20 protein-coding genes are annotated in these 24,488 nt (G+C 23.9%); 12 read left to right on the top strand and 8 right to left on the bottom strand.

The genetic code is table 11. From position 1 onward, the window contains the following. Positions 1-2,733, top strand: coding sequence for a 2-oxoglutarate dehydrogenase E1 component (locus BLBCPU_RS02755; protein ID WP_014246480.1), 2,733 nt, complete (start codon positions 1-3; stop codon positions 2,731-2,733). 40 nt (positions 2,734-2,773) lie between these two features. After that, the gene (gene odhB, locus BLBCPU_RS02750; protein WP_014246479.1) at positions 2,774-4,018 is read left to right on the top strand and encodes a 2-oxoglutarate dehydrogenase complex dihydrolipoyllysine-residue succinyltransferase; all 1,245 of its coding nucleotides are present in this window, start codon (positions 2,774-2,776) and stop codon (positions 4,016-4,018) included. Positions 4,019-4,159: 141 nt separating this feature from the next. Here odhB and BLBCPU_RS02745 read toward each other — a convergent pair whose 3' ends face one another. From BLBCPU_RS02745 to BLBCPU_RS02735, 3 genes are all read right to left on the bottom strand, one after another. Further along, a complete protein-coding gene (locus BLBCPU_RS02745) occupies positions 4,160-4,540 on the bottom strand; it encodes a hypothetical protein (protein WP_254044398.1) in 381 nt (126 codons plus the stop codon). Positions 4,541-4,730: 190 nt separating this feature from the next. After that, the gene (locus BLBCPU_RS02740; RefSeq protein ID WP_014246477.1) at positions 4,731-5,396 is read right to left on the bottom strand and encodes an alpha/beta hydrolase; all 666 of its coding nucleotides are present in this window, start codon (positions 5,394-5,396) and stop codon (positions 4,731-4,733) included. Positions 5,397-5,401: 5 nt separating this feature from the next. Beyond that, on the bottom strand, positions 5,402-6,070 hold the full coding sequence (locus BLBCPU_RS02735; RefSeq protein ID WP_014246476.1) for an ABC transporter ATP-binding protein: 669 nt from the start codon (positions 6,068-6,070) through the stop codon (positions 5,402-5,404). A 103-nt stretch (positions 6,071-6,173) separates the two neighbouring features. Here BLBCPU_RS02735 and sucC point away from each other — a divergent pair, with 103 nt between their 5' ends. From sucC to nth, 4 genes are read left to right on the top strand one after another with little or no spacing between them, the layout of a single operon-like run. After that, on the top strand, positions 6,174-7,352 hold the full coding sequence (gene sucC / locus BLBCPU_RS02730) for an ADP-forming succinate--CoA ligase subunit beta (protein WP_014246475.1): 1,179 nt from the start codon (positions 6,174-6,176) through the stop codon (positions 7,350-7,352). Between the two features lie 12 nt (positions 7,353-7,364). Then, positions 7,365-8,834 (top strand): AAA family ATPase, encoded by a 1,470-nt coding sequence (locus BLBCPU_RS02725; RefSeq protein WP_014246474.1) that lies wholly within the window; start codon positions 7,365-7,367, stop codon positions 8,832-8,834. A 53-nt stretch (positions 8,835-8,887) separates the two neighbouring features. Next, positions 8,888-11,005 carry an ATP-dependent Clp protease ATP-binding subunit gene (locus BLBCPU_RS02720; RefSeq protein ID WP_014246473.1) on the top strand — a complete coding sequence of 706 codons (2,118 nt, stop codon included), beginning with the start codon at positions 8,888-8,890 and terminating at the stop codon, positions 11,003-11,005. Positions 11,006-11,038: 33 nt separating this feature from the next. Further along, positions 11,039-11,653, top strand: a complete 615-nt coding sequence (nth, locus tag BLBCPU_RS02715) for an endonuclease III (protein WP_041178615.1) — start codon at positions 11,039-11,041, stop codon at positions 11,651-11,653. Positions 11,654-11,666: 13 nt separating this feature from the next. Here the strand turns inward: nth and BLBCPU_RS02710 are convergent, their stop codons facing one another. The 5 genes from BLBCPU_RS02710 to BLBCPU_RS02690 are packed head-to-tail and all read right to left on the bottom strand — an operon-like array spanning position 11,667 to position 16,053. Beyond that, positions 11,667-12,020, bottom strand: a complete 354-nt coding sequence (locus BLBCPU_RS02710; RefSeq protein WP_014246471.1) for a DUF3127 domain-containing protein — start codon at positions 12,018-12,020, stop codon at positions 11,667-11,669. A 17-nt stretch (positions 12,021-12,037) separates the two neighbouring features. Then, complete coding sequence (locus tag BLBCPU_RS02705; protein WP_014246470.1) at positions 12,038-12,985, bottom strand: SPFH domain-containing protein; 948 nt, start codon at positions 12,983-12,985, stop codon at positions 12,038-12,040. 20 nt (positions 12,986-13,005) lie between these two features. Continuing rightward, complete coding sequence (locus tag BLBCPU_RS02700; RefSeq protein WP_014246469.1) at positions 13,006-13,332, bottom strand: iron-sulfur cluster assembly protein; 327 nt, start codon at positions 13,330-13,332, stop codon at positions 13,006-13,008. Then, entirely contained in the window at positions 13,329-14,774 is a 1,446-nt protein-coding gene (locus tag BLBCPU_RS02695; protein ID WP_014246468.1) for a pitrilysin family protein, read from the bottom strand. The genes BLBCPU_RS02700 and BLBCPU_RS02695 overlap by 4 nt, the downstream gene beginning before the upstream one ends. Continuing rightward, positions 14,758-16,053 carry a pitrilysin family protein gene (locus tag BLBCPU_RS02690; RefSeq protein ID WP_014246467.1) on the bottom strand — a complete coding sequence of 432 codons (1,296 nt, stop codon included), beginning with the start codon at positions 16,051-16,053 and terminating at the stop codon, positions 14,758-14,760. Before BLBCPU_RS02690 ends, BLBCPU_RS02695 begins: the two co-directional genes overlap by 17 nt. A 163-nt stretch (positions 16,054-16,216) precedes the next feature. Between BLBCPU_RS02690 and BLBCPU_RS02685 the strand changes: the two genes are divergently transcribed. From BLBCPU_RS02685 to BLBCPU_RS02660, 6 genes are all read left to right on the top strand, one after another. Then, a complete protein-coding gene (locus BLBCPU_RS02685) occupies positions 16,217-17,539 on the top strand; it encodes a c-type cytochrome (RefSeq protein ID WP_014246466.1) in 1,323 nt (440 codons plus the stop codon). Positions 17,540-17,593: 54 nt separating this feature from the next. Further along, positions 17,594-20,569 (top strand): 4Fe-4S dicluster domain-containing protein, encoded by a 2,976-nt coding sequence (locus BLBCPU_RS02680; protein ID WP_014246465.1) that lies wholly within the window; start codon positions 17,594-17,596, stop codon positions 20,567-20,569. A gap of 14 nt (positions 20,570-20,583) precedes the next feature. Next, the gene (gene nrfD, locus BLBCPU_RS02675; RefSeq protein WP_014246464.1) at positions 20,584-21,972 is read left to right on the top strand and encodes an NrfD/PsrC family molybdoenzyme membrane anchor subunit; all 1,389 of its coding nucleotides are present in this window, start codon (positions 20,584-20,586) and stop codon (positions 21,970-21,972) included. A gap of 2 nt (positions 21,973-21,974) precedes the next feature. Further along, entirely contained in the window at positions 21,975-22,505 is a 531-nt protein-coding gene (locus BLBCPU_RS02670) for a DUF3341 domain-containing protein (RefSeq protein ID WP_014246463.1), read from the top strand. Between the two features lie 20 nt (positions 22,506-22,525). Beyond that, positions 22,526-23,086 carry a cytochrome c gene (locus BLBCPU_RS02665; protein WP_014246462.1) on the top strand — a complete coding sequence of 187 codons (561 nt, stop codon included), beginning with the start codon at positions 22,526-22,528 and terminating at the stop codon, positions 23,084-23,086. A 62-nt stretch (positions 23,087-23,148) separates the two neighbouring features. After that, positions 23,149-24,378 carry a hypothetical protein gene (locus BLBCPU_RS02660; protein ID WP_254044397.1) on the top strand — a complete coding sequence of 410 codons (1,230 nt, stop codon included), beginning with the start codon at positions 23,149-23,151 and terminating at the stop codon, positions 24,376-24,378. Positions 24,379-24,488: the final 110 nt, after the last annotated feature.

The raw sequence follows: 24,488 nt of genomic DNA, 5'->3' as shown, positions 1-24,488 counted from the left end.
ATGAATGATAATCAATATTCTTTTCTAAACGATATCCATAACATCGAATTTCTTTATAAAAAATATAAAGAAAATCCTAATTCAGTAGAACCTAGTTGGTGTGCTTTTTTTTATGGATTTGATTTTCATGAAACAATGAATAAACTATCTACTAATAATAAAGCTCTAAATGTTCCAGTTATTAATACATCTAATATAGAATTTTTAGTTTATAACTTGATTCAATCTTATCGAAAGATTGGTCATTTATTTACTAAAACAAATCCTATACAAAAAAGGAAAAACCATTTACCATCTTTAGATTTAAAAAATTTTGGATTATCTGAACAAGAACTTGATATTTCGTTTGAAGCAGGGAAATTAATTGGTATTGGAAAAAATACTTTAAAAAACATTATTCAACATCTAAAAAGTATTTATTGTAATTCTATAGGGATAGAATATATGTACATATCGGATACTAAAAAAATAGAATGGATTGAAAATTGGTTTCGAAAAGAAAAATTTGAATTTTCCAAAAAAAAGAAAAAATTTTTTTTAAAAAAATTAAATGAAGCAGTTACTTTTGAAAATTTTATTCATACTAAATTCGTAGGAAAAAAAAGATTTTCTATAGAAGGAAATGAATCTATATTACCTGCATTAGAAGAAATGATAGATTATACTTCCAATAAATATATGACCGAATATTTTATCGTAGGTATGTCTCATAGAGGCCGTTTAAACATTCTTTCTAATTTTTTTAAAAAAAAATATTCTCATATTTTCAGTGAATTTCAAGAAAAAGAATATAAAGAAAAATACTTTTCCGGTGATGTTAAATATCATTTGGGTTTTACAAAAATTAGAAAAACTTACAGTGGTAAATATATAAAAATAAGTCTTGTTCCAAATCCATCTCATTTAGAATCAGTAAATTCTATTGTTGAGGGACTAACTCGTTCTAAAATAGATATTGATTATAATCAAAATAGTAATTCAGAAAAAATAGTTCCCATTCTTATTCATGGAGATGCCTCTTTATCCGGCCAAGGAATTGTATACGAAGTGATACAATTATCTAAATTAAAAGGTTATAAAACAGGAGGTACAATTCACATTGTAATTAATAATCAAATTGGATTTACTACCAATATTACAGAAGGACGTTCTAGCCACTATTGCACAGATATAGCAAAAGTAATTCTTTCTCCAGTATTACATATTAATGCGGATGATATAGAATCTGTTATTCGAGCAATTCATTTTGCGGTAGATTTTAGAATGCATTATCATGAAGATATTTTCATAGATTTACTTGGATATAGAAAATATGGACATAATGAAGGCGATGAACCTCGTTTTACTCAACCTTCTTTATATAAAGTTATTTCCAAACATATAAACTCATATAATTTATATAAAGAAAAATTAGAAAAAGAAGGAGTCATTAATTCAATTGAAATCCAAAAAATGGAAAAAAAATATGAAAAAATTCTCAATATAGGATTTGATGAATCAAAAACTATTAAATGGAATATTCTAAATTCATTTTTAGAAGAAGAATGGAAAAATTTTCCTTCTAAAACTAATGAAATTTTTAAGAAAGTAAATACTCAATTTTCCATTGAAAGACTTATAGATATTTCTAATAAAATTTTTACTCTTCCTACGGATAAAATTTTTTTTAAAAAAACGAAATTTATCTTTCAACAAAGATTAGAAATGATTAAAAAAAAATTAGTAGATTGGAGTATGGCAGAGTTACTATCCTATGGGACACTTTTAGATGAAGGATTTAATATTCGTCTATCAGGAGAAGATGTTATCAGAGGTACTTTTTCTCAAAGACATACCATTGTAAAAACTGAAAATGAAGAGGATATTTTTTTGCTTAATCATATTCGAATAGGACAAGGAAAAATGCAAGTTTACAATTCTCCACTTTCCGAATATGGAGTTTTAGGTTTTGAATATGGATATGCTATGTTATCTCCTTATACTTTAACTTTATGGGAAGCTCAATTTGGTGATTTTGGAAATGGAGGACAAATTATTATAGATCAGTATATCTCCTCTGGAGAGGATAAATGGAAAATTAAAAATGGAATTGTAATGCTACTTCCTCATGGATACGAAGGCCAAGGGCCAGAACATTCATCTGCACGTATTGAACGTTATTTACAACTTTGTGCTAACAATAATTTATTTTTAGTTAACTGTACTACTCCGGCTAATTTTTATCATCTTTTGAGAAGACAAATGAAACTAAGTTTTCGAAAACCACTTGTAATTTTTACTCCTAAAAGTTTACTTCGTCATCCAAAATGTATATCAAAAATGGATGAACTTTCTGAAGGAAAATTTCAAGAAATTTTGGACGATACTTCAGTTATAGATATTAATAAAGTAACAAGATTAATTTTTTGTTCTGGAAAAATATATTATGATTTACTAAAGAAAAAAGAATCTATTAAGGATGAAATAACATCTATAATTCGTATAGAACAAATTTATCCTTTAAAAAATAAAAAAATTATAGAATTATTTAATAAATACAAAAATAAAAAAAAAGTCTTTTGGATACAAGAAGAACCAGAAAATATGGGATTGTGGAGTTTTATTTTTAGAAAAATAGGAAATAGTCTTTCATTTAATTTAATAGCACCATCGGAAAATTCTAGTACATCTACAGGATCTTATATAGATTTTTTAAACATTCAAAATAAAATATTAGAAAAGGCATTTCTATAATTTTAAAATTATAAAATAATACTTAAAATTTAAATTATCTATGATAATAAAAGTAAAGACACCTTCACCAGGAGAATCAATTACAGAATTAGAAGTTACCTCATGGCTAGTTAAAGATGGAGATTATGTATCCAAAAATCAGTTAATAGCTGAATTAGATTCAGATAAAGCAACTTTAGAAGTTTCTGCAGAGGAAAATGGTATAATTACCTTGATTGGAAAAAAAGGAAAAAAAATAAAAGTTGGGGATATTCTCTGTACTATAGATACTTCTAAAAAAAAAGAAACTTATGAGAAAAAATATAAACAACTATATCCTGAAAAAAAAATAGATAAGATTAATAAAAATAAAAAAAAGGAAATAATTTCTGATAATAAAAACTGGCCTTCTCCAGCATCAAAAAAAATATTGAAAGAAAAAAATATTCCTATAGAATCTATTAAAGGAACGGGAAAAAATGGAAGAATTACAAAAAAAGATTGTATTGATACTAATACTAATGATGATATAAATTACCATTCTTTTATAGAAAAAAAACCTACTCCAATATATCGTTCAACAAGAGTGACTCCTCTTTCTTCTCTTAGAAGAAAACTATCTGAAAGATTGGTTTCTGTAAAAAATAAAACGGCCATGCTAACTACTTTTAATGAAGTTAATATGCAGGAAGTTTTTTTAATAAGAAAAAAATACAAAAGTATTTTTAAGGAAAAACATGGAGTTAATTTAGGATTTATGTCTTTTTTTACTATTTCTTGTATTAGAGGAATACATATATACCCAGATATTAATGCCATAATAAATGGAGAACAAAAAATTAATTTTGAATATTGTGATATTAGTATTGCTATATCAGGACCAAAAGGATTGATGGTACCTGTAATTAGAAATGCAGAACATTTATCTTTTCGTGGTATAGAACAAGAAATTAGTAGATTATCTACACGTGTTCGAAATGGAAAAATATCTATAGATGAAATGGAAGGAGGAACTTTTACTATTACTAATGGTGGTATATTTGGATCTATGCTCTCTACTCCAATAATAAATCCACCACAAAGCGCTATTTTAGGAATGCATAAAATAGTAGAAAGGCCAGTAGTTATTAATAAATCTATCGAAATCCGTCCAATAATGTATTTATCTTTATCTTATGATCATAGAATAATTGATGGGAAGGAAGCTGTTGGATTTTTAGTATCTGTCAAAGAATCAATAGAAAATCCAATAAAATTTTTAATGGGAAAAAATGAAAAAAATATTCCTAAAATATTGGAGTTATAATTATTATAATAAAAACAATATTTTTTCTATGAAAAAAAAGTTTCAGATAGAAGAATTTATAAAATTATTAGATATAATTTTATTCAAAATAATAAAGGATAATTGATTGGTTTAATATAAATAATTATGGTTTTTATATATTTATTTTAAATAATTTTTTCTAATATAAGGATTTTGTTTATCTCCTAGATTCATTTTTTTCATTTGTATTTTTATTATTTGAATTTGATCATGCAATAATCCTCTTATATCCATTTTTTTTGCTTCTGACAACAATAGTTCAGCTTTTTTTTTATTTCCTATTGATAAAGAATATATTGCTAAGTTTAATTTAGCTATTGCTATATTTTGCTTAAATTTTAATCCAAAATCTATAGCTTTTTGCATATAATTTTCCGATTTATGAATATTGGATTCTGAATATAAAATTCCAAGAAGAAAATAATAATAGCCCATTTGATTTTTTGTCAATTGTAATTTTGGATTTTTTATACAGTCTAATGACTTCTTTAATCCTTTCATATTTTTTTTTTTTATTTTAAAAAAGGCTAATAATAAAAATTCATTCCTGAAATAAAAAAAAATAGGAAATAAGCCAAAAATAATTAGTATAATTCCCAATAAATAATTTTTATTCCAAAAAAAATAAATAGATCCTATAAAAATAAATAAGGAGAAAAGTATTTTCGTGGATTTTTGCATCAAATTTTTATTAAAAAGATTGATTTTTTTTTATCCAATTAATGATATCTTGATAATTATAACTGTTTAAAGAATGGCCAGAATCGTATTCTTTATATTGTAAAGAAAGTATTTTTTTATTTTTAAGAAAATTAATTCCTTTTTTTACTAAATTTATAGGACAAATAGTATCATATTTTCCATGAGAAATAAAAAATTTTAAATCTATATAAGAAGAATTCATATTTTTTGGTAAAAGTTTTTTTTCTAAATATCCACTTAAAGCAATAACTTTTTTTACTTTTTCAGGTTTTTTGAAAGCAATACCATAACTAAGAATAGCTCCTTGGCTAAATCCACATAACCATACTTGACTTTGATTTAATTTATATTCTTTAATAGCTTCATCTATAAAAAAAGATATTTTTTCAATAGTTTTTTTAGCCTGGTCAATATTAATAAATCGATCTTTATTAGAAAAATCGATATCATACCATGAATATTTATCTGAACCAAAAGAATAACATCCTTGAATACTAATTATAAAAAAATTTTCTGGAATATCTTTTTGAAAAGAAAAAAGATCATTTTCATTACTTCCATATCCATGAATCATTAAAAAAAGAGGAGCTGGATATTTATTCAATATTCTTGGTTTTTTGATAATATGTTTAATAGAAAGTTTATTTAAAAGCATTTTTTTTAATTTATTACTATTCCATTTTCTATTTTTAATTTTTCATCTGCCATATCTGCTAATTTTAGATTATGTGTTACAATTAAAAAAGTTTGTTTAAATTCTTCTTTTAGAGAAAAAAAAAAATTGTGTAATTTATTAGCATTTTTTATATCCAAGTTTCCTGAAGGTTCATCCGCAAAAATTATTTTCGGATCATTAATTAATGCTCTTGCAATACATATCCTTTGTTTTTGACCTCCAGATAATTCTTCAGGTTTTGAGTTCTCATATTGAGAAATATTCAATTTATTCAATAATTTTTTTGCTTTTTTTTTACATTTTTTTTGATTCCTTATTTTTATCAAAATTGGCAAAAAAACATTTTCTAATGCTGTAAATTCAGGAAAAAGTTGGGGGGTTTGAAATATAAATCCAATTTTTTCATTTCTAATAATGGATAATTTTTTTTCCGTAATAGACAATACGTTTTCTCCATCTATTTTTAAAACCGTTTTTTTATTTTTTTTAAAAGTAGGATTTTCTAAAGTTCCCAGGATATGTAATAAAGTACTTTTTCCAGATCCAGATTCACCTAATATACATACTATATTTCCGGTTTTAACTCTAAGATTTACTCCTTTCAAAATTTCTCTTTTTCCAAATAATTTATAAATATTTTTAGATTGAACCATAAAGTTTTATGTAAATTTAATCATATTATTATTAATAAACTATACAAAACTTTTCAAAAAAAAACTAATTTTAGTTTAAATTTACTTTTAAAAAATATTCTAAATGAATTTACATGAATTTCAAGGAAAAGAAATATTAAATTCTTTTTCAGTTCATGTCCCGTATGGGATTATTGCTACTTCTCCAGAAGAAGCTGTAAAAGCTGCAAAAATTGTTTTTAAAAAAACTAATAAAAAATCTTTAGTTATTAAAGCACAAGTACATGCAGGAGGACGTGGAAAAGGTGGAGGAATAAAAATTGTACGTTCTTTGGAAGAAGTGTATAAAAAATCCAAAGAAATTTTAGGAAATTATTTAATCACTCCACAAACTTCAAAAAAAGGTAAATTAGTTCATAAAGTTTTAATTTCTGAAGATGTTTATTTCTCTACTCATCTTCCTAAAGAATATTATTTATCAATAATGCTAAATCGTGATTTAGAAAAAAATGTAATTATTTATTCTAAAGAAGGAGGAATGGATATTGAATATATATCAAAAAAATATCCAGATAAAATATATATAGAAGAAATAGATCCATCATGGGGATTACATCTATTTCAAACTAGAAAAATTGGATTTAATTTAGGAATACAAAACTTAAGTTCTTTTTTAATTTCTCTTTACAATGCTTATTTATCTTGTGATGCTACATTGTTAGAAATAAATCCTTTAATTTATACTGTTGATAATAAAATTATAGCAGTAGACACAAAAATAATTATAGATGATAATGCCTTATTTCGTCAAAAAAAATATGCTAATTTATTTGATAGAGAAGAAAAGAATTCTATGGAAATAGAAGCGTTTGAATATAAATTGAATTTTCTAAAATTAGAAGGTAATGTAGGTTGTATGGTAAATGGAGCTGGATTAGCTATGGCTACGATGGATATGATAAAATCTTGTGGAGGGGATCCAGCTAATTTTCTAGATATAGGAGGAGATGCTGATAAAAAACGTGTAGAAAAAGCCTTTCTTCTTATATGGAAAGATCCATCGGTACAAGTTATATTAATAAATATTTTTGGAGGAATTGTTCGTTGTGATACTGTTGCAGAAGGAATTATTAATTCCTATCATCATATTGATCATGATATTAAAATACCCGTTGTAGTTCGTTTACAAGGAACAAATGAAATAATAGCTAAAAAAAAACTTGATACTAGTAAATTACCAATTTATTCTACTTATACTTTAAAAGAAGCTTCTGATAAAATTAAAGAAATTTTATCGGATTAGTAAATTATAATAATGGATAATAAGGTTTTTTCATATAAAACTGTATTAACTAGAAAATATAGGCCTATAAAATGGAATGATCTCATTGGTCAAAATGAAGTTATAATCATTTTAAAAAATGCCATAAAAAATAGTTTTTTATCTCAAGTTTTATTATTTTTTGGACCCAAAGGAGTTGGAAAAAATACCTGTGCGAAAATTTTATCCAATGAATTAAATTCTTTTTCAGAAGGAGGATACTTGAATGTTTTTGAAATTAGTGGAATTTTTAATCATCCAATAGAATTTATTTTTGAAAAAATAAGAAAAATTTTTGTATATCCAAAAAAAGGAAAGTATAAAATACTTATCATAAATGATATTCATTTATTTTCTCAAGAATCTTTGAACTTACTTTTAAAAAGTATTGAAAAACTTCCTTCACATGTATTATTAATTTTCTGTTGTTCAGAAAATAATGAAATTATTGATTCCATTATTTTACATAGTCAAGTTTATAACTTTAAACAAATTTCTTTAAAAGAAATTTATTTTTTTTTGAAAAAAATTTCGGAAAAAGAATGTATTCAAATAGAAAAGGAAGCTTTATTTCTCATTTCTCAATATGGAAATGGTTCAATTAGTAAAGCTCTTTCTACTTTTGATCGACTTACTTTTTATGAAAAAAAAAAAATTTCTAAACAATTAGTAATGGAAAAACTAGGTATTTTGGATATAGATTACTATTTTAATATGATTGATTATCTATTAAATGAAAAAATATCTAAAATATTAATATTATTAAATCAAATTTTCAAAAATGGAGTATCAGTCACCATTTTTATAAGTGGATTAACCAATCATTTTAGAAATTTATTATTATCTAAAAATACTGATACCATATTTCTTTTAAAATATAAAAATAAAACTATTATACAATCTTATATAAAACAATCAAAAAAATTATCTTCTTCTTTTTTAATTAAAGCTTTAATGATTTGTCATAATATGGAAAAGGAATCGATTTTGAGTAAAAATTCTAGATTAATAATAGAAATCTATTTAATACAATTAGTTAATGGTTTTTATTTTTATAAATGGAATTTCAATCGGTATACTTCTGAATTAAAAAATAAAAAAATTCAATTTTTAAAAGAAAATTGGAAAATTTTTATACAAAAAATTTCCGAAAAAATAAATCCAATTTATTTAAATTTATTAAAAAATAAAATACAATTCCAAATTTTTGAAAGTAGAATAATTTTAATAATTCCTTCAAAATTAGAAAATAGGGAGTTTTTTTTAATCCAAGCATATTTTATAAAATATTTACGGAAAAAATTAAATAACCCTCATTTAAAATTTAAAACTTTAACAAAAAAATTAAACAATTTTCCAAAAGAACAATATAATTTTCTATCTAAAAAAAATAAATATGTAGATAAATTGATAGAAAAATTAAATTTAAAATTTTCATCTTCTATACCAAAAATACCAATATAATAATGAAAAAAACAAAAAAAATATAATTTATCTTCCTCGAAACATTTTTATTTATGAATCATTATAGATTTTTTTTTTATTCTACTTATTATTTAGATGAAAATATTGAAAATGATATTTCCTCTTCTTATTATGGAGGATTTGGAGGAATTAGAACGGGATCTGGTTATTACAACAACAATAACAATAATAGAGGAACTTCTTCTATAAAAATAAATACTCCAATATTGGATAATTTTGGAATTGATCTAAATTCTATTGCTATTAATGGTAAATTAGATCCAGTAGTAGGAAGAGAAAAGGAAATTGAACGAGTATCTCAAATATTGAGCAGGAGAAAAAAAAATAATCCTCTACTTATAGGAGAACCCGGTGTAGGAAAATCTTCTATTGCCGAGGGCTTAGCTTTACGTATTGTACAAAAAAAAATTTCCAGAGTATTATATAATAAAAGAGTAGTTGTTTTAGACTTAGCAATTTTAGTTTCTGGAACTAAATATAGAGGTCAATTTGAAGAAAGAATGAAAACTATTATAAATGAGTCAGAAAAAGATACAAATTTAATTCTTTTTATAGATGAAATTCATACAATGATTGGAGCAGGAGGAACAACTGGTTCATTAGATGCTTCTAATATATTTAAACCAGCTTTAGCTAGAGGATCTATTCAATGTATTGGAGCAACTACATTAAATGAATATAGACAATATATAGAAAAAGATGGAGCATTAGAACGTAGATTTCAAAAAATTATAGTACCACCTTCTTCTGAAGAAGAAACTATTGAAATTTTAAAAAAAATAAAAGAAAAATATGAAAATCATCATAATGTAATTTATACAGAAGAATCTATAAAAGCTTGTGTAAATTTAACTGTACGATATATTGTAGATCGTTATTTACCAGATAAAGCTATTGATGCACTTGATGAAGCTGGATCTCGTGTCCATATTAAAAATATTAAAGTTCCCCAAGAAATAATTTTTTTGGAAAAGGAATTGGAAAATATTCGGAAAAAAAAATTGAAAGTAGTTAAGTGCCAAAAATATGAAGAAGCAGCGCATTTACGTGATATGGAAAAACGTATAGAAAAACAATTGATAAAAGCACAACAATCATGGGAAAATTTATCCAAAGAAAATAAAGAAATAGTTTCTGAAGAAAACGTAGAAGAAGTAGTTTCCATGATGAGTGGAGTTCCAGTAAATAGGATAGCTCAAGCGGAAATGAAAAAATTGAATAAAATGACAAGTATTCTAAAAGAAAAAATAATAGGACAAGATGAAGCTATAGAAAAAATAGTGAAAGCAGTTAAAAGAAATAGAACAGGATTAAAAGATCCTAATTGCCCTATAGGATCTTTTATTTTTTTTGGAAAAACAGGTGTTGGAAAAACTTATTTGGCAAAAATATTTGCAAAAGAACTTTTTGATTCAGAGGAATCATTAGTACGTATCGATATGAGTGAATATATGGAAAAATTTTCTATTTCTAGATTAATAGGAGCTCCTCCTGGTTATGTAGGATACGAAGAAGGAGGGCAGTTAACAGAAATTATTCGTCGTAAACCTTATTCTGTTATTTTATTAGATGAAATAGAAAAAGCTCATCATGAAGTATTTAATGTTTTATTACAAATACTTGATTATGGATGTATAACTGATAGTTTTGGAAGAAAAGTAAATTTTAAAAATTCTGTAATTATTTTTACCTCAAATACGGATACTCAAAAATTAAGAGAATTTGGTCAAGAAATAGGTTTTTATACTAAATCAAAAAAATCAAATGATTATAAAAATATTTTAGAAAAAACTTTGAAACGTATTTTTTCTACAGAATTTATAAATAGAATAGATGATATTATCATTTTTAATACTCTTAACCAAGAAGATATATATAAAATAACTCATATAGAATTAGAAAAAATAAGTATTCATATGTCTTATTTAGGATATAAATTAATTTTATTTCCAGAAGTAAAAGATTTTATTCAGAAAAAGGGATTTAACCAAGAATATGGAGTCCGTTCATTAAAAAGAATAATAGAAAAATTTATAAAAAATCCTATATCGGAATGTATTATTAGTGAAACCTTAAAAAAAGGAGATCAAATAACACTTCAAATGAACGATAAAATGAATGAGATTAACATCTCTATTCAAAAGCAATAAAATAACTTAATTCAATATTAAAAACAAAAAAAAATAAAAATTATCATAGATACCTTAGATTTTATTTATCCTAATCCAATCAGTTCATTATATTATATTAATGAATTTACTTTACTTTTAGCTATACTTTTAACTTCCAGGAGTAAGGAAGAAAAAGTTAACGAATTGACAAAACATTTTTTTAAAAAAATTAAAAATCCTCAAGATATTATTCAACTTACTATAAATGGGATTAAAAATTCAATAAAAAATATTGGACTTTATAATAAAAAATCTAGTAATATTTATAATTTATCGAATATTTTAATAAATAAATATCATGGAATTATTCCAAATAATATTTTAGAATTAGAATCTTTACCTGGAATTGGTCATAAAAGTGCTTCTGTTTTCTTATTTCATAGATCAAAAATACCGGTTTTTCCTGTAGATACCCATATTCATAGAATGATGTTCAGATGGAAATTAAGTAACGGAAAAAATGTAAAACAAACGGAACAAGATGCTAAACGGATATTTTCAAAAAAAAAATGGAAAAAATTACATCTTCAAATTATTTTTTATGGAAAAAAATATTCTCCATCTAGAAAATGGAATCCTAAAAAAGATATTATTTATCAAAAATTAGTCCATAATCATCTTTTATAAAAATAAGATAAAATCAAAAAGGTAAATCATCAAAATCATCAGAAGATAAAGATGGAGATATAGTAGATGTTTTTTTTGAAGATCCTAAAGACCGTTGGATCTCCTCAATTTTCCATCCTTGTATAGAATTAAAATATTTTATAATTCCTTCTGGGTTAGTCCATTCTCTTCCACGAATATTAATAAAAACTTTTATTTTATCTTTTAGTCTTATAGAATTCAATAATTCCACTTTATCTTGAATAAATTCCAGTAATATGTTTTGAGGATATGGCTCTTCTGTAGTGATCACCATTTCCCTTTTTTGAAATCCACTATCAAATTTTTGAATATCAAATAATTTTTTTACTATTCCTATTATTTCCATGGAATTTTATAATTTTATCATTTATTTTTTTTACTATTTTTACTCTCATTTTTCTTTTTTATAGATTCTCCAATTTGATTAGATATATTGAATGAAGTTATCATATTATTCAACATATCATTAGCTGCACCTGGAGAATTAGGTAATAAAATTAAATTTGTATTTGAACTTTCGCCCATAGATTGAAGAGTATCATAATGTTGCGTTACTACAATTAAAGCAGATGCTTCTTGTGAATTAATTCCAACATTATTTAACACTTCAACAGATTCTAAAATTCCTCTGGCAATTTCTCTACGTTGATCCGCTGTTCCTTTTCCCTGTAATTTTTTACTTTCAGCTTCTGCTTTAGCTTTAGCTACAATTTGTATTCTTTCAGATTCGGCTTTATATTCCGCAGCAACTTTTTCTCTCTCAGCAGTATTAATACGATTCATGGCTTGTTTTACCTGATCATCAGGATCTAAATCTGTAACTAATGCTTTAATAATAGAATATCCATAATCTAACATAGATTCTTCTAATTCTCTTTTTACAGCAATAGCAATATAATCTTTTCGTTCAAAAACATCATCTAAACGCATTTTTGGTACCTCTGCTCTTACTACATCAAAAATATAGGATGTAATTTGTGTATTAGAATTATCTAATTTATAAAAAGCTTCATATACTTTATTTTCGATAACTTTAAATTGTACAGAAATTTTTACTTTCACAAAAACATTATCTTTAGTTTTTGTATCTACCAAAATATCTAATTGTTGAATTTTTAACGTAAGTTTTCCAACTATATTATCTATAATAGGAATTTTAAAATGAAGTCCAGCCTGACGGATATTATGAAATTTTCCAAGTCTTTCAATAACAGATGCAGTTTCCTGATGAACTATAAAAATAAAACTAGAAAAAAAAGATAAAATCAAAAGAATTAATAATCCATAAAATAGTAAACTAAAAAGGCTCATATTTATCTTAATATTAAAATTTATAACATTCCAAGTTCTAAACGAGCTTCTTCACTCATAAATCCTCTATCCCAAGGTGGCTCAAACGTCAAAATTACATTTACATTATTAATTTCTTTAATAGATTGAATTTTTTCTTTTACTTCTATAGGTAAAATATCGGCTACTGGACAATTAGACGTTGTTAGAGTCATCAAAATTTTCACTTCTTTTTTTCTAGAAATTTGAATATCATAAATAAGACCAAGTTCATAAATATCTACTGGTATTTCTGGGTCATATATCTTTTTTAATACAGAAATAATACGATTTTCTAAAGATAAATCTTCATTCATTATTTCATTCATTTTAATATTTTTCCAAATTTATCAAAAAAACGAATAGGATAACCAAATTTTTTAAGATTAGGTAAAATATCATTAATTTTTCCAATAATTAAAATTCTTCCAGTTTTTACAGAAAAAAATTTTTTACATGAAGAATGTATATTATATATAGTTACAGACTGTATATTTTTCAAATAATTTTTGTAAAAATTACTTGGAAGATTATTTTTTAATTCACTAATAAAAAGATCACTAATTCTATTAGGATCTTCTAAATTCATGATAAATTGACCACATATTTCTTCTTTTTTAATTTTTAATTCTTCCAAAGAAACTTTATTTTTTGTTATTTCTATAATTTCTTTTAAAATATCTTCTATAGCCTTATCAGTAACTCCATTTCTTACTTGAGTATAAATGGAAAAATAACCTATATTTTTATCCGGTTTTAAAATAGAATAAGCTCCATATGTATAAGCTTTTTTTTCTCTAAGATTTAAAAATAAACGACTTTGAGGTCCTCCTCCTAGAATTCCATTTGCTAAAATAGAAGAAAAATATACAGGATCATTTTTTTTTAACAAAATAGGACCTCCAAAACAAATTGTAGATTGGGTAAGAGTTGGAATATCAACTAAATCTATTTCTAGATTCGTAGATTTTATCAGTTCGGCTCTATTTTTTTTTTCATGAAACAAAGATCCTTTTTTCCATTTATGGAAATAACGTTTACATAATTTTTTTGCTTCTTTTGGATAAATATCTCCTATAAAAGAAAGATAGGAAATATTCGGAATATAATATTTATGATACAATTTTTGTAAATCGTTAAGAGTGATATTTTTTATAGTATCGTAAGTTTCATATTCTCCATAAGGATGATTTTTTCCAAAATATAAAACATTTCGTACACGTTGTAAAATTGCATTTGGATCTTTTTCTGATAGATTGATATCTATAATTTTTTGTTTAATTATTTTCTCTAATTCTTTAGAATTATCAAATTTACTATTCAACAAAATATCACTCATAATAGAAATTGATTTTTCCAAATTTTTTTTTAAAGTAGAAATAGATATACCTGAGAAAGAAGTATATAAAGTTGTTCCTATATAATCAATAACTTCATCTAATTTTTCTTTAGAATAATTTTTGGTTCCAGAACGAAGCATTTTTCCAAAAATTTTTTTGATACCAGCTTTATCTTTTTCTAAGAAGGGTTTATAATCTAATTCTAATCCAATTCTAACTAAAGGAAGTTTATGATTTTCTACAATTAAAACTTTTAATCCATTTTTCATTTTAAAAAAAACTGGTTTTTTAATATTAATGAATATCTTCTTTTTTAAAGATTTAGGTGGTAAATTTCGATCAAATTTTTGAGAAAACATATTAGTTTGAAAAAAAAGGTTAATTATTATGATAAAAATAATATTTTTTAAAAAATTAACTAATTGGAACATTATATAAACGTACTCTACAATTTTTATTTAAATATTTATTAGCAACAATCTTAATATCTTCTACAGATATTTTACGATATTTTTCTATATCTGTATTAATTAAATTTGTATTTTTATAATATAAAAAATAGTGGGATAAATTTGATGCTATTCCACTCATAGAATAATTATCAAAAAGAAATTTTTTTTCAAAAAAATTTTTTTGTTTATTTAATTCATACTGTGTAATCCCTTTTTTTTTCAAATTTTCTATTTCCTCATCTATAACTTTAGTTAATTGATCTAAAGTTATTTTTGGATTGATTAATCCATATATAATAAAAATACCATAATCTTCCATAGAATCTAAAAAAGATCCAGCATAAGAAGCTAATTGTTTTTTATTGATTACATTTTTCATTATACGTGAACTTTCTCCAGAAGAAAGAACATGATCTATAATTTTTAATACGTAAGTATCTTTATCAATCATTTTTGGCAATCTATATGATAAAAAAACTCCAGGAACTTTAGTATTTTTATCTACATATGTAAAAAAAATCTCTTTTTTAATGGGCTCTTCTTCTATTTTTTTCATATTAAAATCTATTTTTCCTTTAGGAATAGAAGAAAAATATCTATGAACAAGATTCCTTGCTTCATTCATTTCAAAATCCCCAGTAACAACCAACGTAGCATTATTTGGAACATAATAAGTTTCATAAAATTTTTTGTAATCTTTTTTTGTTGCCGTATTTAAATCTTTTTCAAAACCAATAATAGGATATTTATAGGGGTGTTTTTTAAATAATAAAGAAGGTATAATTTCGGAAATAGCTTTAGCATATGGTTGATTTTCGATTTGCATTTTTTTTTCTTCTTTTACTACTTCTCTTTGAATATTAATACTTTCCTCATCTATTTTTGCATGAAGCATCCTTTCAGATTCCAACCATAAAGCTAATGGTAAACGATCTGAGGGTAGAATTTCGTAATAACAAGTTTCATCATGATTGGTATAAGCATTATTTTTTCCACCATTAGAAGCTATATATTTAAAAAAATCTCCTTTTTTAATATTTTTAGATCCCTCAAACATAAGATGTTCAAAAAAATGAGCAAATCCAGATTTTCCAGGAAATTCATTTTTAGTCCCTACATGATATAAAACTGAAACAGAAACCAATGGATTTGTATTATCTTGGTGGAAGATTATATGTAGTCCATTTATCAGTGTTTCTTCAAAAAATCTAATTTTCGTAGCTTCGTGATTTGCTTTCAAAGGATTAGAATTGAACATTATTATTATGATTAGTAATATTAAAAAATAAAATTTATTCATGTTCTGTTCTTATGAATAAAAAATAAAAAATTTATTCTTTTTTTTAAAAAAGGAATTTACGAATTTTTTTCTTTTATTCTATTTTTGTTGATTAAAAATGTTATGAATTGATTCATCAATTATGAAAAATTTTTTATTTTCTATTTTTTTTTCATTTTCTACTTTTATATTTATAATTGAAGCAAAAAATATAGAAGGAGATTTCGAAAATGGGAAAAAAATTTTTAAACAAAATTGCACATCCTGTCATTCCTTAGATTTAGAAAAAAAAATGATAGGACCAGCTTTATATGGTGTAACAGAAAAAAGAAATAGAGAATGGCTACATAAATGGATAATTGACAACAAATCATTAAGGAATAGTGGAGATATAGATGCTATTTCTATTTATAAAGAATATGGGAACGTAGAAATGAACTCATTTAATCAATTATCTGAACAACAAATAGACGATATATTATACTTTATTAAAAAATCAAAAAAACAAGAAAATCAACAAAAAAAAGAAAATCAACAAGAATTTTATAATAATCTAGAACTAGAAAAAAATCAATTTCTAATAAAAATTATTTTTTTTGGTCTTTTTATTTTCTCTATAATTTTACTTTGGATTCTATATAAAATTTATATTTTAACTCATTTACTAAGTAATGATTTTCTTTTTACAAAAAAAAATAAAAAAAATTTTTGGATATTAACCTATTTATTTTTATATAGATTTTTAGGAGATAAAAAAAAAAATTGGTATTTTCTTTCTTCGTTTATAGGATTTTTTTTTATATTAGGAATATATGGAATATGGACTTTTTTAATGCAAATAGATGTTAATAAAGGATATAAACCTGACCAACCCATTTACTTTTCTCATAAAATTCATTCTGGAATAAATGGAATTGATTGTCAATATTGTCATAACTCCGCAAAATATAGCAAAGTATCTGGTATCCCTTCGGCTAATATTTGTATGAATTGTCATATTACTATCAACGAATATAAAGGAGATTATATAGAAAAAGGAAAAAGTAGAGAAGAATACAATAAAGAAATACAAAAAATATATCATTCAGTAGGTTGGGATCCAGAAGTAAGAAAATATTCTAAAAAGACTCATCCAATTCAATGGATACGTATACACAATATGCCTGATTTTGTATATTTCGATCATTCTCAACATATAATTACCGGGGAAAAAATGATAAAAAAATCAAAAAAAGTAGATTTATCATGTAATGCATGTCATGGAAAAGTTCAAAATATGGATCAAGTAGAAATGGCCAATAATTTTACGATGGAATGGTGTATTTCATGTCATAAAAAAACAGAAATAGATACTGAAAATCAATATTATAAAGAATATTTTCCCGATTTTATAAAACAAAAAAAAGAAAAAAAAATAACAGTAGATATGATTGGTGGGTTAGAATGTGCTAAATGTCATTATTGAAAAAACTTACTACTGATATTATAATTCATTTTCTATTAAAATAAATATTTATTCATGATGGAATCAAATAATAAAAAAAAAAGTATGGGTTCTTCTCATTTTGAAAAAAATACTTTAGTTCAAGTATTTGTCAAAAAAAATAAAACGTCCAGACGAGATTTTCTTAAATGGATAGGATTTAGTACAGCTTCAGTAACTTTAGCAGCATGTAAAGGACCAGTTATAAAATCTATACCATACATTGTAAAACCAGATAGTATAACTCCTGGAATTCCAACTTATTATGCTTCTACGATGATGGATTCTTTTGATATTGGAAGTGTATTGGTAAAAACAAGAGAAGGACGTCCCATAAAAATAGAACCTAATTTAACTTCAAAATATTTCAATACAACATCAGTTAGAATACAATCTTCTTTATTATCTCTTTATGATGAAGAAAGGTTAAAAAATCCTTTTATTAATGGAAATAAATGTTCTTGGAAGGTAATCGATAATTATGTAATAACCCATTTAAAAAAAATATCCAAAATAAAAAAGGATATTGTGATTTTTTCCTCTTCTTATCCAAGTTATTCTACAAAAAAATTAATTCAGGATTTTACAAATACATATCCTACTACTAAATGGATTACTTATGATGCTATTTCTTATTCTGTAGCTTTAGATGCTTCAGAAAAAATATTTGGAATTCGGGGGTTCCCACTTTTTGATTTATCAAAAACGGAATTAATAGTATCTTTTGATGCAGATTTTTTGGGAGATTGGAGTCCAGAAAATCTGGCAAAATCTTATGTAAATAATAAAATTCCAAAAAAATCTATGTTGAAACATATTCAGATAGAAAGTAATATGACTTTATCTGGAGCAAATGCAGATATTCGGATTTCAAGAAAACCTTCCGAAATTAATAAAATATTATTTAAAATTTATCAAAAAATATTTTTGGAAAAAAAAATCAATGAAAATGAAGATGAGGAAATTAATAAAATAGCATATTTAATTTTAGAAAAAGGATCAAAAAGTGTGATTTTTGCAGATGGAAATCTAGAATCTTATATTCTATCTTTTTTAATAAATCAAAAAATTAAAAGTAACGCTTTACAAAAGAATAAATTTATTTTATCAAAAGAAAGTAATGATAAAAAATTACAAAAATTCATAATAGATTTAGAAAAAGAAAAAATTGGAGCTATTTTAATTCATAATACTAATCCAATTTATAGTCTTCCATTTTCTAGTAAAATAAAAAAATTTTTTAAAAAAATTCCAATTACTATTTCTTTTTCTATGAAAAGAGATGAAACTAATGAAACTATGAATGTATTAGCTCCTATTCCTCATTGGCTTGAAAGTTGGGGTGATACTCATCCTTTAACTGGTTTTTATACTCTGATTCAGCCTACTATTCAATCTCTGTTTAATACAAGACAATTTCAAGAATCTTTGATAATTTGGGGTAAAATTCCAGAAAAAAATTATTACGAATATTTAAAAAAAATTTGGGAAAAAAAAATAATTCCACAATCTAATGTTTCTTCTTTTAATGAAGCTTTATTTCATGGAGTAGTTGAAAAAAAAGAAAATATAAAAACTAATAAACTTACATATGATTATCAAAAAAAAATCCACGAATATGGAGTAAAGTTAATCAATAATGAAAAAAAAGGGAAAAAAAATTTAGAACTTAGATTATACACAAAAATAAGCATAGGAGATGGGAATCAACATGATAATCCTTGGATACAAGAGTTTCCAGATCCTATTACAAGAACTACTTGGGAAAACTATCTAACTATATCCTCATATGATGCAAAAAAAATAGGACTAAAAAATTGGTATACTGGAAATGGATCTATGAATGGAAATTGTGTTAATTTAATCAAAAACCATAAAATTTTAATTAAAAATATTCCTGTATATATCCAACCGGGACAAGGTATAGGTTCAATAGGATTATCTTTTGGATACGGACAAAAAATAGGAAAACTATCTAAAATATGCCAAGGAAAAAATGCCTACAAAGTCTATGAAAATTTTAGTTTAATACAAAAAAATATACAGATAAAAAAAGTAAATAAAATACATAAATTTGCTTGTTTTCAAGTCCAAAACACAACAGTAGGAAGAAATTTAGTTAAAGAAACAGATTTAGAAACTTTTTTAAAAAAATCTAAAAAAATTTGGAATGAAGAAGAGAAAATCCTTACTCATAAAGGAATGTTACCTCCAGAAAAAATTTCTCTTTGGGAAGATAAAAATAATAAAAAAGAAAAAAATGGACATCATTTTAATTTATCGATAGATTTAAATGCTTGTATTGGTTGTGGAGCTTGTGTTATTGCATGTCATACTGAAAATAACGTTCCTGTTGTTGGAAAAGAAGAAATAAGAAAATCTAGAGATATGCATTGGTTAAGAATTGACAGATATTATTCAAAAAAAATAAATTCATCAAAAAATGATAAGGATTTTTTTAAAAATCCAAAAGTTTCTTTTCAACCTATAATGTGTCAGCATTGTGAATATGCACCTTGTGAAACAGTTTGTCCAGTTGGAGCTACCTCTCATGGAATGCAAGGTCAAAATATGATGATTTATAATCGTTGTGTAGGAACACGTTATTGTGCCAATAATTGTCCTTATAAAGTAAGACGATTTAATTGGTTTAATTATGTTAATAATCAAAAATTTAATTATAATATGAATAATAGTTTGGGAAAAATGGTTCTCAATCCAGATGTAGTTGTTCGAACTAGAGGAGTTATGGAAAAATGTTCTTTATGTATACAAAAAACCCAATATGTTATAGGAGTAGCAAAAAAAGAAAATAGAAAAATAAAAAATGAAGAATTTGAAACTGCTTGTAGTATTTCTTGTCCAACAAATGCCATTGTTTTTGGAGATATCAATGAAAAAAATAGTAAAATTTTAAAAAAAATCCGAGATAAAAGAAATTATAAACTTCTTGATTTTCTTGGTATACGACCAAATGTATCTTATCAATTAAAAGTTAAAAATTTGAAATAGATCAAAAAAAAATTATGCTAACTAATCATGAATCCACTTCTATACGAAAACCATTAATTATTGGAAATAAAACATTTCAAAATATTACTGAAGATATATTGAATCCTATAGAAAGAAAAGTTGGAACATTATGGTGGATTTCTTTTTTTATTTCAATTTTAGCTTTTTTTTGGGGATTAGGATGTATTTTTTACACTTTAAATACAGGAATAGGAGTATGGGGATTAAATAGAACCATTAATTGGGCTTGGGATATTACCAATTTTGTTTGGTGGGTAGGTATTGGTCATGCAGGAACTTTAATTTCCGCAGTTTTGTTATTATTTCGTCAAAAATGGCGTTTATCTATTAATAGATCAGCTGAAGCTATGACAATATTTGCGGTAATCCAAGCTGGATTATTTCCTATTATTCATATGGGAAGACCATGGAATGCACATTGGGTATTACCTATTCCTAATCAATTTGGAAGTTTATGGCCTAATTTTAACTCTCCACTTTTATGGGATGTATTTGCTATTAGTACTTATTTTTCCGTTTCTACTGTTTTTTGGTTTATGGGATTAATTCCTGATTTTGCAATGATACGAGATAGAGTAAAAAATCCTATAAAAAAAAAAATCTACGGTATTCTGAGTTTTGGATGGGGAGGAAGATCAAAAGATTGGAAAAGATTTGAAGAAATTTCTTTAGTTTTAGCAGGTCTTTGCACTCCATTAGTTTTTTCTGTACATACCATTGTTTCTTTTGATTTTTCTACCTCTGTAATTAAGGGATGGCATAGTACTATTTTTCCTCCTTATTTTGTGGCAGGAGCTATATTTTCTGGTTTTGCTATGGTTCAAACTTTATTAGGTGTAGCGAGAAAAGTCCTATCTCTAGAAAATTATATTACAAGAAATCATATTGAATATATGAATATGATTATTTTATTAACAGGTGGAATAGTTACATTAGCATATATATCTGAATTCATTTTAGCATGGTATTCTAATAATCCCTTTGAAAAATTTATTTATTTTTCTGTAAAAGCTGCAACTGGACCATTTTGGTGGGCTTTTTGGATTTTAATTATTTGTAACGTTTTAATTCCACAATTTTTATGGATAAAATCAATACGTAGAAGTTTTTTTTGGTCTTATATAATAGCTATCATCATAAATATTGGAATGTGGTTTGAAAGATTTGATATCATTGTTTTAAATCTTAGTCATGATTATCTACCTTCATCATGGACAGGTTTTATTCCTACATTTGTTGATGTAGGAATTTTTATAGGAACTATTGGGTTCTTTTTTGTTCTTTATTTACTATATATACGTGTATTTCCAGTTATATCACAGTCAGAATTAAAAACAATATTAAAATCTTCTAAAACAAGTATAAATATTACAAAAAAATAAAAATGAATCAATCCGAATTTAATATTCATGCATTATATGATAATGATGATTTAATGATCAATAGTATAAAAATTCTTATAAAAAAAAAGATAACTATATATGAAGTATATACTCCATTTCCAGTTCATAATTTAGATAAATTACTTGAATTAAAAAAAACTAATTTATCCTTTTTATCCTTTTTATATGGATTTTTTGGATTTTTTTTGGCAAGTATACTTACTTGGTATACCATGATTTATGATTGGCCTCAGAATATTGGAGGAAAACCTGCTTTTTCTTGGGTTAGAAACCTACCTGCTTTTATTCCTGTAATATTTGAATTTTCAATTTTTTTTTCTGCACATTTTATGTGTATTACTTATCTTATCCAATGTAAATTATTTCCAGGATCTTATCCAAAAAATCCAGATCCAAGAACTACTGATAATCTATTTTTAATAGAAATTAATACAAAAAATAATGTTAAAAAATTATTGAATTTATTAAAAAAAAATGGAGCTATGGAAGTAAACGTAAAAAGAATAGTTTAAAAATTGATTATAAAAAAATTATGAATCATAAATATTTTTATATTGTTTTACTTTTTTTATTTAATGTAGGATTAAATTCCTGTTGGTTTGATAAATCAAAGCCCAATAGAGTATATATGCCAGATATGTATTATTCGGATGCTTATGAACCTTATTCAGAACCATATCCTAATTATAAAAAAAATGTTAAAAAAATAAAAATTCCTCTTTTTTTAAAAGAAAAAACTTCCTCTCTTTTACCAGTAAAAGGAACTATTCCCAAAAATTCTTATGAATTTATTTTTTACAAAAGAAAAAATAAGAATAAATCCAAAAACAACATAAAAAATGGAGAAAAATTATATAAAATAAATTGTTCTATATGTCATGGAGATAGTGGAGATGGACAAGGAATTTTAGTCAAAAATGAAAAAATATTCGGTATTCCTAATTATAAAGATAGAGATCTGACTATTGAAAGTGTTTATAATGTTATTACTTATGGAAAAAATAATATGAATTCTTATGCTTCTCAATTAAATGAAAGGGATAGATGGCAATTATCAGAATATGTAATGTATCTAAAAAAAATAAATAGATAAAATACAATTAAAATACAATGTATCAATTTTCTAAAAAATTAAAAAAAATAATTTTTTTTCTAATGACATTAGGATGTTTTCTTATTTTTTTTGATAAAATTCCTGTTTTAAATAGAATAAATTTTAATCAAAAAAAATATTTTTTTTTAAAAAATGTTTCATATCAAAAAGATGAAAAAAAAGAAAATCAACCTTGGCTAGGGTTATATATAGCTATTTTTTATTTTACTACTATTTCTCTAGGATCTTTATTATTTTTAGGAATACAATATGTATCAAAATCTGGATGGTCGATCATAATTCATCCTATTATAGAAGAATTAGCTTCTTTTATTCCATATGGATGTTTTTTTATTTTAATATTTTTTTTATTAAATTTTATGGGTATTATTCATATTTTTCATTGGATGGATATTAATCAATTTTATTCTACTTCATTATTAAAGTATGATAAAGTTATTTCAAGTAAAAAAGCTTTTTTAAATATCCCCTTTTTCTTAATCAGAAGTTTAATTTATATAATAGGTTGGAATTTTTTTTATTTTAAATTAAAAAAAACATCTCATATTTTGAATCTAACAAGATCTTGGAAAGATTATAAAAAATTAAAATTTTTTTCTATTATGTTTATAATATTTTTTTCTATAACATCTATTTTTATGGGATGGGATTGGATTATGTCTTTAAATCCTCACTGGTTTAGTACTTTATTTAGTTGGTATATTTTAAGCTCTTATATGGTTACCGGTATTGGATCTATTACTATTCTTTCTATTTATTTAAAAAAAATAGGATGTTTACCATTATTTAATGAAAATCATTTGCATGATTTAAGTAAATATCTTTTTTCTAGTAGTTTATTGTGGACCTATTTTTGGTTTTCACAATTTTTACTTTATTGGTACGGAAATATTCCAGAAGAAGTTATTCACTTTTTGAAAAGAGAGGAACTATATGGAAATATCCATTTTTGGATGATTATTCTAAATTTTTTGGTTCCTTTTTTTGGTTTGATGAGTAGTAAAAACAAAATTAATACAAAAATAGTACTTATAGTTTCTTCTTTATTACTCGTTGGCCATTATATAGATATATACAATTTAATAGCTCCAGAAATAATTTTAAATAAACATTTATATCCACAATTTGGATTACATGAAATAGGGTCTTTATTACTAATAGGTAATATTTTTATTTATATATTATTTTTCAATATAAATAGAAAAAATCTCAATTTTATTGGAAATCCTTTTTTTCAAGAAAGTAAAAAATATAAATATCCTTATATGTAAAAAAATAAAGATATTTAATTAAAATAAAAAAAATAGTTTTATTATTTTTAATTTTTTTGAAAAAAAATTTTAAAAATTATATAAAAATCCTTTTATACCATTATTACAAC

The sequence above is a fragment of the Blattabacterium sp. (Cryptocercus punctulatus) str. Cpu genome, assembly GCF_000236405.1.
Classification (GTDB): Bacteria; Bacteroidota; Bacteroidia; order Flavobacteriales; family Blattabacteriaceae; genus Blattabacterium; species Blattabacterium punctulatus.
The sequence above is the reverse complement of the archived record's forward strand: the minus strand, read 5'-3'. Positions and strand labels throughout refer to the sequence as shown.